We start from the raw sequence: 12622 nt of genomic DNA on the forward strand, positions 1-12622 counted from the left end.
AAAAGGTGAGCGAGACGCAAACGGCGTTAGAGACAGCATCGCATTCCTTATTTCCTACATACGCAAGATATCCGCTCGCCCTGGTCAAGGGCGAAGGAAGCTGGCTTTGGGACGACAAGGGGAACAAATACCTCGATTTCATGAGCGGCATCGCCGTAACGAACCTCGGCCACGCGCCGAAGCGGATCAAAGAGGCTTTGATCAAGCAGCTGGATGAGCTGTGGCACGTATCCAACCTGTTTCAAATCCCGAATCAGGCGGAAGCGGCGAAGCTCATTACGGATAACAGCTGCGCGGACGCGGTGTTTTTCTGCAACTCCGGCGCCGAGGCGAACGAAGCGGCGATCAAGCTGGCGCGGCGCTACAACCAGAATGTGCTGAACAACGGGCGCTGCGAGATCATTACGTTCGAGCAGTCGTTCCACGGACGCACGCTGGCTACGCTGACGGCGACGGGCCAGGCGAAGGTGAAGGAAGGGTTCGCGCCGCTGCCGGAAGGCTTCAAGACGATTCCTCTGAACGATCTTGCGGCGCTTCGGGCGGCCGTGAGCGACAAGACGGCGGCCGTCATGCTGGAGATGGTTCAGGCCGAAGGGGGCATCCATCCGGTCGACGCGGCTTACATGAAAGAGCTTGCTGCGCTTTGCGAGCGTGAAGGCATCCTGCTCATCGTCGACGAGATTCAGACGGGCATGGGCCGCACCGGCAAGCTGTTCGCTTACGAGCATTACGGCATCGAGCCGGATATCTTCACGATGGCAAAGGGGCTCGGCAGCGGCTTCCCGGTCGGCGCCATGGCGGCGAAGGAGAAGCTGCGCGACGGCTTTACGGCCGGCACCCACGGCTCGACGTTCGGCGGCACGCCGATCGCGACGGCGGTCGTGAAGGCGACGCTCGAGGCGATCGTAGGCGACGGGTTGCCGGAGCGAGCCGCGAGGCAGGGCGATTACCTGATCGCGCAGCTGCGCGGGAAGCTGGCCGGCAACGCATTCGTGAAAGAAGTGCGGGGCTTAGGTCTGCTCGTCGGCATCGAGTGCGCCGAGCCGATCGCGGATATTTTGAACAAGGCGCAGGAGCGCGGTTTGCTTGCCATCTCGGCGGGGCCGAACGTGATCCGACTGCTGCCGAATTTGCTTGTCACGAACGAAGAAATCGATACGGCCGTCGCGATTTTGGCGGAATTGCTGGAAGCGTAGCGGCCGAACGCTCTAAATAGAGCATTACCCCTGAAGGAGGGCACCTCATGCAAGGAACATTGAACGAGGAACTGGCGCTTAGCTTGAAAGGGCGCGATTTTCTCATGCTGGTTGATTTTACGCCGGAGGAAATCCGCTACCTGATCGATCTGGCGATCGATTTGAAGAAGAAGCAGAAGGCGGGCGAGCCGCATCAGCTGCTCAAAAACAAAACGCTCGGCATGATTTTCGAAAAATCGTCCACGCGCACCCGCGTCTCGTTCGAGGTGGGGATCTACCAGCTCGGCGGGCAAGGGCTGTTCTTGAGCGGGAGCGATCTGCAAATCGGGCGCGGCGAGCCGATCTGGGATACGGCGCAGGTGCTGTCGCGTTACCTCGACGGTATCATGATCCGCACGTTCGAGCACCGCAAGGTCGTCGAGCTGGCGCGCGGCGCGACGATTCCGGTCATTAACGGCTTGACCGACCTGTCCCATCCATGCCAGGCGCTTGCCGATTATCAGACGGTGCTGGAGCACAAAGGCCGCCTGGAAGGGCTGAAAATCGCCTACATCGGCGACGGCAACAACGTCGTGCATTCGCTCATGATGGGCGCGGCCAAGCTCGGCATGCATATGTCCGTCGCGACGCCGGAAGGCTACGAGCCGGATTCCGACATCGTGAAGCAGACGATGGACAACGCGGAGGAGACGGGTTCGCGCATTCAAATTTGCCGCGATCCGAAGGAAGCGATCGCGGACGCCGATATCGTCTACACGGACGTGTGGGCGAGCATGGGACAGGAAACGGAGCAGAAGGAGCGCGAGATCGCTTTTGCCGCTTACCAGGTGAACGAAGAGCTGACGAAATACGCGAAGAAGGATTATTTGTTCATGCACTGCCTGCCTGCGCACCGCGGCGAAGAAGTGAGCGAAGGGGTTATCGACGGCGACAGCTCGATCATTTTTGACCAGGCCGAGAACCGTCTTCATGCGCAAAAAGCGATCATGGCCGCGATTATGTCCTAATCCGGCTTCTCCATCCTAAATTCATTCGAAGGGAAGTTATCGATTATTATGGCAAAAGAAAAAATCGTGCTGGCCTACTCCGGCGGCCTGGATACATCGGTTATCCTCAAATGGCTGAAAGAAACGTACGACGCGGAAATCATCGCGTTCACGGCGGATATCGGCCAGAAGGACGAGCTTGACGGATTGGAAGCGAAGGCTCTCGCTACCGGCGCTTCGAAGGTTTACATCGATGACCTGCGCGACGAGTTCGCGAAGGATTTCATCTACCCGATGTTCCAGGCGGGCACGCTGTACGAAGGCCAATACCTGCTCGGCACCTCGATCGCCCGCCCGCTGATCGCGAAGCGCATGGTCGACATCGCCCGCGCGGAAGGCGCGACGGCGATCGCTCACGGCGCAACGGGCAAAGGCAACGACCAGGTACGCTTCGAGCTGACGGCCGCCGCCCTGGCGCCGGAGATCGGCGTGATCGCGCCTTGGCGCCTTGAAGCGTTCCGCGAGCAGTTCCCGGGCCGCGCGGAGATGATCGCCTACGCGGAGAAGCACGGCATTCCGGTGACGGCATCCGCGGCGAAGCCGTATTCGACCGATCGAAACCTGCTGCACATCAGCTTCGAGAGCGGCATGCTGGAGGATCCTTGGTTCGATCCGAGCGCCGAGGAGAACGAGGACATGTACGTGCTGAGCGTATCCCCGGAGAGAGCGCCGGACAAGTCGGAATACGTGGAGCTGACGTTCGAAGCGGGCAACTGTACGGCGATCAACGGCAAGGCGCTAAGCCCGCTCGAAGTAATGGAGACGCTGAACGAGCTTGGCGGCAAGCACGGCATCGGACGCGTCGACATGGTCGAGAACCGCTTCGTCGGCATGAAGAGCCGCGGCGTGTACGAGACGCCGGGCGGCACGATCCTGTTCACCGCCCATCGCAAAATGGAATCGCTGACGATGGACCGCGAGGTTATGCATCTTCGCGATTCGTTAATCGCCAAATACAGCCAGCTGGTTTATAACGGCTTCTGGTTCGCGCCGGAGCGTCTCGCGCTTCAGGCGCTCGTTACCGAGTCGCAGAAGAATGTCAGCGGTGTCGTTCGTCTCAAGCTGTACAAGGGCAATGTCATCGGCGCGGGCGTGCAAAGCCCGGTCAGCCTGTACAATCCCGACATCGCGACGATGGAAGCGGATCCTTCGCAAGCGTACGACCAAGGCGACGCTACCGGCTTTATCCGCCTGAACGCATTGCGTCTTAAGGTGTCCTCCGCAGTGACGAACAAGTAAGCTTGACGAAGGGGTGTATCGAATCAGTGAGCAAATTATGGGGCGGACGTTTCACGAAGAAAACGGACCAATTGGTTGAGGAATATACGGCGTCGATTATGTTCGACAAAGAGCTGGCCGAGGAGGATATCCAAGGCAGCCTGGCGCATGTGACGATGCTCGGCAAGCAGGGCATTCTGCCGGAGGGCGACGTCGAGAAAATCAAGGACGGCCTGCATCGCGTCCTGCAGCGCATTAAGCGGGACGACATCGAGTTCTCGATCGGCGATGAGGATATTCACATGAATATCGAGAAAACGCTGATCGACGACGTCGGCTCCGTCGGCGGCAAGCTGCACACGGGCCGCAGCCGCAACGACCAGGTCGCGACGGATATGCACTTGTGGCTTCGCAAGCGCGTCGTCGAATTCGTCGACATGCTGCACAAGCTGCAAGCGGCGCTCGTGGAGCAGGCCAAGGCGAACGTCGACACGATCGTTCCGGGCTATACGCATCTGCAGCGGGCGCAGCCGATCCTGTTCGCCCATCATCTGATGGCGTACGTCTCGATGTTCGGACGCGATATCGAGCGGCTGCAGGACAGCTACAAGCGGATCAACGTGCTGCCGCTCGGCGCGGGCGCGCTCGCCGGGACGACGTTCCCGATCGACCGCCACTTCGTCGCGAGCCAGCTGAAGTTCGACCGCGTGTACGAGAACAGCCTGGACGCGGTGAGCGACCGCGATTTTATTCTTGAGTTCCTGTCGCATGCTTCGATCATCATGATGCACCTCTCGCGCCTCAGCGAGGAGCTTATTCTATGGTCGAGCACGGAGTTCCGCTTCGTGGAGCTGGACGACGCGTTCTGCACGGGCAGCAGCATTATGCCGCAGAAGAAAAATCCGGACGTGCCCGAGCTTGTCCGCGGCAAAACCGGCCGCGTCTACGGCAACCTCGTCGGCCTCTTGACCGTATTGAAGTCGCTGCCGCTTGCGTACAACAAGGACATGCAGGAGGACAAGGAAGGCATGTTCGATACGGTGAAGACGCTGCAGGGCGCGCTTCAGCTGTTCGCGCCGATGATCGCGACGATGAAGGTGAACAAGGAGCAAATGCGCCAAGCGGTGAACCAGGACTTCTCGAATGCGACGGATATCGCCGACTTCCTCGTGAACAAGGGGCTTCCGTTCCGCCAGGCGCACGAGGTGATCGGCAAGACGGTGCTGTACTGCATCGAGCAGAACAAGTACCTGCTTGACCTGACGCTTGACGAGTTCAAGCAGTTCTCGACGCTGTTCGACGACCGCATCTATGCGGTGCTTCAGCCGGAGCAGGTCGTCAACGCGCGCAACGTCTACGGCGGCACGGCGAAAGCGCAAGTGGAAGACGCGATCGGCCGCGCCGATCAAGCGCTCGAAGCGACAGCCGCTTGGGTCTCGGAGTATCTCGAGCGCAGCAGGTAATAGGGGATGAACAAAACAGCTCAGCAGCAGCCGGAGACGGCTGACGGCTGAGCTGTTTTGGTTTGCGGGCAGCGGGAGTGCGCTCCTACAAACCATCCTCCAAAATAGATTCCGAAGGATCCGGCGTCGGCGTTGGCTCCGGCCCGCCTTTCATCGCCCCAACCTCCACGATCGTCGGCTGCGCCCGGTACGTATCGTGCGACACCTTCTCGCGCGATACGACCTCGCCGTCCCGCACGAAGGTGCGGTACGTGTCGACGACGTAGCCCGGCTTGCCTTGCTCGACCGTCACCCGTTGGCCGGGCGAGAGCTTATCGTTTACTTTCTCCTGCACGGCAGGCGCGACCGTCTTCAGCGTGACCGATTCGATGTCGTAACGAATATTATCCGGCATCGTGCCGAACAGCTTGACGGTGAGCTCGCGGTCCTTCACTTCGGTGCGGATGATCAAATGCTTGCCGGTCGTATTTTTGAAACGGAAGTTGATCGCCCCGCCCGCATAAGTCGCGTCCTGCCCGAGCGGCAGGTAGGCGACGGGGAGAGAGTGGTTGCGGCGTTCCACGATTTCGAGGCCCGAGCGGAGCACCGCGTTGTACAGCGTGCTCGACACCTGGCAGATGCCGCCGCCGATGCCCGGCACCAGCTTGCCGTTCAGGATGACCGGCGCCTCGCGGTATTCGTACAGCTCTTCCGCGCGGGCGATCAGCTTGCCGTAGTCGAATATTTCACCCGGCGCCAGATGCCAGTCGTTAAGCGCCTCGGCGGTTACCGTGACGTTATGCGCACGACCTTCGGCACTCGTTTTGAAGTCCGTCGAGAACTCGATGATTTTGCGATCGATGCCTTCGTCCTTCAGCTTCTCCAGCGTCACCTCCGGGTGGATGACGGCGACGGGCAGCTCCGCTTCGAAAGCTTCTTCCACGTCCGCGCCGATCTCCTCCCGCTCCAGTAAAATCCACTTTCCGACCTCCTTCGACAACGCCTTCATATCCAGTCGATAAGCATCGACATGCGGCTCATACCTGACCTCGTCGTTCGCGGTAATCGCGCGCGAGGCGTTCTTCGTTTCGCTGTTCTCGAGCCAGCCCCATTGCTTGCGGACGGCGGCGTCGAAAACGTCGCTGTTCCAGCTCTGCTCCAACGCGAAAGACTTTTCGAACTTGTAGCGGTGAACGGCGCGTTCCCACAAGTCGCCGTCCTGCAGCTTCGCGATCGCCTCCCTGACGCCGGAGAACTCGGCCTTGTACCCAAGCTCGGCGACCGACCAGCTCTTGCTGTCCGCCGCCCCCTTGGAGGCGCGGATCGTTATCGTGCGCTGCAGCAGCGATTCCTCGTATTGCTCGAGCAGCTTCAGCGCGTTCAGGATCGGCATCCCCCCGATGGGGATGCCGGCCGCTTCCGCCTTTGCCGGTACGGTGTTCTGGTTTGCGTAATTCCACACGAAACCCCATCCGACGGCGGCAACGAGGAGCAATGAACAAAGGACGATAAGGCCGATGTGAATTCGTTTTAAAATAGGGATCACTCCTTCCGGCGCATTCCAAATGAGACAGTCTTACATGTATATGCAGCACATGCGGATAAATTGTCTCCCGCCATAGCAGACCCGGATTCGACAATTGGTCAATTATGAGATTTGTGAAAAATGAGGAAGATGAGACGGTTGTGAAGGAATTCAGCGCAATCTGTCGAAATAGTACTACTGAAATACATACAGGATGTGATAATGTGATCGAAATGCAAGACATCTGGAAGACCTACGCCGATGGGACGCATGCTCTCCGAGGCGTATCTGTACGTATAGATCGCAACGAATTCGTCTATTTGGTCGGACCGTCGGGCGCGGGCAAGTCGACGTTCATGAAATTGATTTACCGAGAGGAAGTGCCCACCAAAGGGCAATTATCGGTTAACGGCTTTAACATCGGCAAGCTGAAGCCGCGCAAAATCCCGTTCGTCAGGCGGAACATCGGCGTCATTTTCCAGGATTTCAGACTGCTGCCCAAGCTGACGGTTTATGAAAACGTCGCCTTCGCCATGGAGGTCATCGAGGCGCCGCGGCGGATCATGAAGAAGCGGACGATGGAGGTGCTCGACCTCGTCGGCTTGAAGCACAAGCATGCCAGCCTTCCGGCCCAGCTGTCCGGCGGCGAGCAGCAGCGCGTCTCGATCGCGCGGGCGATCGTGAACAACCCGTCCGTCATCGTCGCGGACGAGCCTACGGGCAACCTGGATCCGGAGACGTCGGTCGGAATCATGAATTTGCTCGAGGAGATTAACTTCCGCGGCTCCACCATCGTGATGGCGACGCATAACAAGGAGATCGTCAACTCCATGCGCAAGCGCGTCATCGCGATCGAGAACGGCAACATCGTTCGCGACGAGGCAAGAGGGGAGTACGGCTATGAGGTTTAGCACGCTGCTCCGGCACCTGCGCGAAGGGGCCAAAAATATCATCCGGAACGGCTGGATGTCGTTTGCGTCGATGAGCTCGATTTTTATTTCGCTTTTCATATTGGGAACATTCTTCCTGCTGGCGATGAACGTCAATTCGATGGCCGGCCAGATGGAGAGCCAGGTCCAAATTCGCGTCTATTTGCAGCTGAATGTCGAACAAGCCAAGATGACGGAGCTGCAGAACAAGATCGGCAACCTGACCGAGGTCAGCAAAGTAACGTTCGTGTCCAAGGCCGAGGGGCTTGAGCTGCTCCGCAAAAACTTGGGCAAGGAAAACGAGGATTTGCTCGAGGGCTACGACAACGAAAAAAATCCGCTCCCGGACTCCTTTACCGTCGACGTCTACGATCCGCAATCGATCGAAGCGGCGGCGCAGCAGATCGACGCCATCAACAAGGCGGACGAGACGCAGCCCATTTCGAAAATCAAATACGGACAAGGCACGGTCGAGACGCTGTTCAAAGTTACGAATGCGGTCCGAAACATCGGCATCGTCATCGTCGTCGGACTGTCCGTGACCGCGATGTTCCTGATTTCCAATACGATCAAAATGACGATCCTCGCAAGGCGCCGCGAGATCGGCATCATGAAGCTGGTAGGCGCGACGAACTCGTTCATTCGCTGGCCTTTTTTTATCGAAGGCGCATTGATCGGCATCATAAGCTCGATCGTTACGACGGTTCTTATATTGATCGGCTATTCTCAGCTCGTGAAGCTGACGCAGATGGAAATGTCGCTGATGATGATCAAGCTTGTCACCCTAGAGGAGTCCGGGCTGCTGACCGCAGCGCTTCTCATCGGACTCGGTACGTTAATCGGCATTTGGGGAAGCACCATTTCGGTACGAAAGTATTTGAAAGTGTAGGTGGACGAAAACGTGCAAAAGAGAAAATGGTTATGGTTTGTCGCGGTCATGATGCTGTCGGCGTTCATCCTTCAGCCGACCGGCGGGGAAGCGGCATCCCTCTCGGACATTCAGAAGCAGCTTGAAGCGGCGAAGAAGGAAATGAGAGAGGCCGAGCGCAGGGCGGCGAACGCTCAGCATCAGGCGAACAGCGCGAAGAACGATGCGGCGAACGCCGAGAGCGAGAAGCACGATATCGAAGGGAAGAAGGTGGAGGCTCAAGCTTCCATCACCAACCTCCTCGCGGAAATCGATAACGTCGTGATCAACAAGACGAAAACGCAGGCGGAGCTTGACGCGAAGGAAGAGGAGCTGCTCCAGACTGGTCTCGAGCTGGAGCAGGCCGAGAAGCGCGTCATCGAGCGAGACAAGCTGCTGCAATCGCGGATGAGGCTCATGTACACGAACGGCTTCGTGTCGTATATGGACGTCTTGCTCAGCGCGACGAGCTTCAGCGATTTTATCGACCGGTTCGACGCCCTTCAATCGATTCTGACGCAGGACCGCGAAATTCTCGAGGAGCAGAAGAAAGAGAAGGAGCTCGTCGTCGTCAAGAAGGCCGAAGTGGAGAAGCAGCTCGGCGAGGTTCAGGAGATGTACGCCAGACTGGAGAAGTACCAGGATCATCTCGTGAAGAAGGAGCAGGAGAAGGAGAGAATGATCGCCAGCTACAACGCGAACATTCAGCAGCTGGATTCCAAGCTCGAGGAGATCGACGACCAGCTTGAAGAGCTGGAGGGAATCAGCAAGGAGCAGGAGGAGCTTCTGATGAAGCTCGCCTCGGAGGTGTCCAAGCTGAACGCCGAGAAGAACCGGATCGCCAACCCCTATACCGGAGGCAGGCTCGGCATGCCGATCAAAGACAACTACCGGATCAGCTCGGGCTTCGGCACGCGGATCCATCCGATCACGGGCAAGCGGCACACGCATACGGGCCTCGACTTCGCGGCTCCGCAAGGAACGGACATCTATGCGGCCGAGGACGGGGTCGTGATCGTGGCGCAAGTATGGAGCACGTACGGCAACTGCGTCATCATCGACCACGGCAACGGTCTGTGGACGCTTTACGCGCATATTCGCAACGGCGGCACTTTTGTGGAGAAGGGCGATACGGTCAAGAAAGGCGAAAATATCGCCGAAGTCGGCAGCACGGGCAACTCGACCGGCCCGCATTTGCATTTCGAGGTTCGCAAAAACGAGACGCCGGTCAATCCGAGCGGCTATTTGAAATAAGCGGCACTTATACGATAGCTTCGAATCTAAGGCAGCCCGCGTGGCTGCCTTCTTATTCAAAATCGGACGAATCGCAGGATTAGCCGGATCAGGCAAATAATTGCAAGCCGCTTGTCATATACTAGGGTGGTCTTGATTTCGAAGACCGTGTAAGGATTGAGAAGGTGGTGTAGAAAGGTGCAATTCAAAGGACGCACAGTATTCGCGTTCGTCATGCTGACGATGATCGCTTCCGTGCTCGTTACGCTGACGTGCGCGGATTTGATCTTGAAACGGGACGAGTCGTCGCCCTATGCGGTTACGGCCGCGGCGGCCTCCGAAGGCGACCGCTACAGGCTGCGGGACAATGAGCTGACGAAGCTGAACGCGGTGCTCGAATTGATCGAAACGAAGTACTTTCAAAAGGTCGACCGCGGCGAACTTCTCGACGGGGCGGTGAGCGGCATGATGGCGTCGCTGTCGGATCCGTACTCCGTTTATATGGAGAAGGACGAGGCGCAGCATTTTTCGGAATCGATCGAAGGCTCGTTCACGGGCATCGGCGCGGAGGTGACGATGGAGAACGGCCGCGTCGTCGTCGTATCGCCGATCAAGGGCTCGCCCGCCGAGCGTTCGGGCTTGCTTGCCAAGGACGTGCTCCTGTCCGTCAACGGCGAGAAGCTCGACGGCCTCAATCTGCAGGAAGCGGTGGCGAAGATCCGTGGGCCGAAAGGGACGAAGGCCAAAATTCAAGTGCAGCGGGCTGGCTTCTCGGAGCCGATTCAGCTCGTCCTCATTCGCGACGACATCGATGTCGAGACGGTCTACGCCAGCTTGAGGCCGGACGGCGTCGGCATTATCGAGATCCGCCAGTTCTCGCTGCATACGGCGGAACGGTTCAAGGAAGAGCTCGCCCGGCTCGAAGAGAAGGGCATGAAGGGACTCGTGCTGGACGTGCGCAACAACCCGGGCGGCGTGCTGCCGGTCGTCGTGGAGATCGCGGAGTCGTTCATGGCGAAAGGAAAAACGATCGTCCAGGTGGAGGACCGGGAAGGCAACCGGGAGAAGACGGTGTCGGGCGGGAAGAGCAAAACGTATCCGATCGCCGTTCTGATCAACGGCGGCAGCGCCAGCGCATCGGAAATATTGGCGGGAGCGCTGAAGGAAGGCGCAGGCGCCAAGTTGGTTGGAGAAACCTCCTTCGGCAAAGGGACGGTACAGGTCAGCTATAATAAGGCGCTCGGCGACGGCAGCCTCGTGAAGATGACGATAGCCAAGTGGCTGACGCCGGACGGTAACTGGATTCACGAGAACGGGATCAAGCCGGATATCGAGGTAAAGCCGCCGGGTCTGTATACGGTAGCAAGGTTGAATCTGTCGGAGACGCTGAAGCAGGATATGCTCGGCGAGCAGGTGAAGAGCGCGCAAATCATGCTGGGCGGCTTAGGCTACGAGCCCGGGCGCGAGGACGGCTATTTCGACGCCGAGACGGCGCAGGCCGTGAGCAAGTTCCAAGCCGAGCACGGCTTGACCGTGAGCGGTCTGGTCGACCGGAAAACCGGCGAGGCGCTCGAGAAGGCGGTTGTTAAATGGATTCAGGAAAAAAATAACGATAACCAGCTGCATGAAGCGATCAAGGCCGTAAGCAGGAAATAAACCGCGCATGTCGAAAACGTATAAGGTTGGCCCGACCGGGGTCAGCCTTTATTTTTTGCAATCAAGCCTGGACTCGAGCGGGGAGGATCGGAAAATTGGAGACGACGATGGAAGTGCTGCGGTTGGCGGGACGGGCGGCCGTCCAATTGGTTTCCCAGCCGTTTTATTATATCGCGGTTTTATTTATTATCCTGCAATATACGAGGCAAATCCGAATGGAGCGGCAGCTGTTCGCCGTCAAGCTCCGCCACTGGCCCGGTCTCGTCTTGAAAGCGCTGCTTGCCGGCGTTGCGATCGGCATCGGCGCATCCTTCGCCGGGGCATTCCTCGGCTTTGCCTTAAGCGCGCAAGCCGTCATCTGGCTGTGGGCGGTCGCCGCGCTCCTTATGCTCGTCCGCATACGCTATTTGTGCTTCGCCTATAGCGCCGGGATCATCGCGCTGCTTCAATGGCTGCTGGGGTGGACGACGCTGGCGGAGCGGGATGACTGGATCGGATCGCTCGCGGTCTCCCTTGCAGGGATCGACGCGGCCGGACTTCTCGCGCTCGTGGCGCTGCTCCATTTGGCGGAGGCGCTTCTTGTGCGCTGGCAGGGGGATCGGCTGTCGACGCCGCTTTTTGTGGAAGGGAAGAGGGGCAAGCTCGTGGGCGGCTATATGCTGCAGGGCTTCTGGCCGGTGCCGCTGCTCATGCTTGTGCCGTCTACAGCCGAAGGAGCGCAGGCGATCGAGCTGCCTTGGACGCCGCTCTTCGGCACGGCGGCCGGGTCGCTGGGGTGGACCGTCATTGCGCTGCCGATGATTATCGGCTTTACGGAGATGACCCGTTCGATGCTGCCGAAGGAGAAGGCGAGACATGCCGCGCGAGGGCTGCTCATCTACAGCGCGGCGTTAGCGGCCGCCGCGGTTCTCGCTTGGTGGCAGTCCGCGCTGCTCCCTGCAGCGGCCCTCGTCTCCATCATGCTTCACGAAGCGATGATTTGGCGCAGCCGCTATCTCGAGTCGGCCCGGACGCCGCTGTACGTGCATGACGCGAGAGGCTTGCGCATATTGGGCGTCGTTCCGGGAACGCCGGCGGATGCGATGGGTCTCGCGGCAGGCGAGATCGTGCAGAAGGTGAACGGCGTGCGCGTCCGCACGAAGGAAGAGCTGTATGAGGCGCTCGTCCAAAATTCGGCCTTCTGCAAGCTGGAGGTGCTGAACAACGAAGGCGAGCTGAAATTCGCGCAGCGGGCGAGATATGCCGGGGAGCATCATCAGCTCGGCGTCATTCTGGCGCCGGACGAGCAGGCGAACTTCTATGCTTCGTCCGGCCCGGCCTCGCTCATCGGGCTGCTGCGCAGCACGCGGGTATCGAGCCGGCGCGGCCAGGCAGCGGCATCCGGCAAGGAGCGGGCCGAGGTATAAAGAAAAAGGAAAGCGGCGGAGCCCGGTTGGGGCTCCGCCGCTTTTTTAACGCGTGTAAGGAGGA

At 59.0% G+C, this 12622-nt stretch carries 10 protein-coding genes; 9 read left to right on the forward strand and 1 reads right to left on the reverse strand.

Features of this window, described 5'->3' with window-relative positions; translation table 11 throughout:
* Positions 1-5 precede the first annotated feature (5 nt).
* From IDH41_RS07560 to argH, 4 genes are read left to right on the forward strand one after another with little or no spacing between them, the layout of a single operon-like run.
* A complete protein-coding gene (locus IDH41_RS07560) occupies positions 6-1196 on the forward strand; it encodes an acetylornithine transaminase (RefSeq protein ID WP_190859714.1) in 1191 nt (396 codons plus the stop codon).
* A gap of 47 nt (positions 1197-1243) precedes the next feature.
* Positions 1244-2203, forward strand: coding sequence for an ornithine carbamoyltransferase (gene argF / locus IDH41_RS07565; protein ID WP_190859716.1), 960 nt, complete (start codon positions 1244-1246; stop codon positions 2201-2203).
* Between the two features lie 48 nt (positions 2204-2251).
* Positions 2252-3481 (forward strand): argininosuccinate synthase, encoded by a 1230-nt coding sequence (locus IDH41_RS07570; RefSeq protein ID WP_190859718.1) that lies wholly within the window; start codon positions 2252-2254, stop codon positions 3479-3481.
* Between the two features lie 26 nt (positions 3482-3507).
* Positions 3508-4923 carry an argininosuccinate lyase gene (gene argH, locus IDH41_RS07575; RefSeq protein WP_190859720.1) on the forward strand — a complete coding sequence of 472 codons (1416 nt, stop codon included), beginning with the start codon at positions 3508-3510 and terminating at the stop codon, positions 4921-4923.
* Positions 4924-5008: 85 nt separating this feature from the next.
* Here argH and IDH41_RS07580 read toward each other — a convergent pair whose 3' ends face one another.
* Positions 5009-6364 carry a VanW family protein gene (locus IDH41_RS07580; RefSeq protein ID WP_317890697.1) on the reverse strand — a complete coding sequence of 452 codons (1356 nt, stop codon included), beginning with the start codon at positions 6362-6364 and terminating at the stop codon, positions 5009-5011.
* A 287-nt stretch (positions 6365-6651) separates the two neighbouring features.
* Between IDH41_RS07580 and ftsE the strand changes: the two genes are divergently transcribed.
* From ftsE to IDH41_RS07605, 5 genes are all read left to right on the forward strand, one after another.
* The gene (ftsE, locus tag IDH41_RS07585; RefSeq protein ID WP_190859722.1) at positions 6652-7338 is read left to right on the forward strand and encodes a cell division ATP-binding protein FtsE; all 687 of its coding nucleotides are present in this window, start codon (positions 6652-6654) and stop codon (positions 7336-7338) included.
* On the forward strand, positions 7328-8245 hold the full coding sequence (gene ftsX / locus IDH41_RS07590; RefSeq protein WP_190859724.1) for a permease-like cell division protein FtsX: 918 nt from the start codon (positions 7328-7330) through the stop codon (positions 8243-8245). Before ftsE ends, ftsX begins: the two co-directional genes overlap by 11 nt.
* 12 nt (positions 8246-8257) lie before the next feature.
* Positions 8258-9517, forward strand: coding sequence for a murein hydrolase activator EnvC family protein (locus tag IDH41_RS07595; protein WP_317890698.1), 1260 nt, complete (start codon positions 8258-8260; stop codon positions 9515-9517).
* A gap of 177 nt (positions 9518-9694) precedes the next feature.
* Positions 9695-11152 carry a S41 family peptidase gene (locus IDH41_RS07600; RefSeq protein ID WP_317890699.1) on the forward strand — a complete coding sequence of 486 codons (1458 nt, stop codon included), beginning with the start codon at positions 9695-9697 and terminating at the stop codon, positions 11150-11152.
* A gap of 95 nt (positions 11153-11247) precedes the next feature.
* Complete coding sequence (locus IDH41_RS07605; RefSeq protein WP_223829523.1) at positions 11248-12558, forward strand: PDZ domain-containing protein; 1311 nt, start codon at positions 11248-11250, stop codon at positions 12556-12558.
* Positions 12559-12622 lie beyond the last annotated feature (64 nt).

This window comes from Paenibacillus arenilitoris (assembly GCF_014705655.1).
Classification (GTDB): domain Bacteria; phylum Bacillota; class Bacilli; order Paenibacillales; family Paenibacillaceae; genus Pristimantibacillus; species Pristimantibacillus arenilitoris.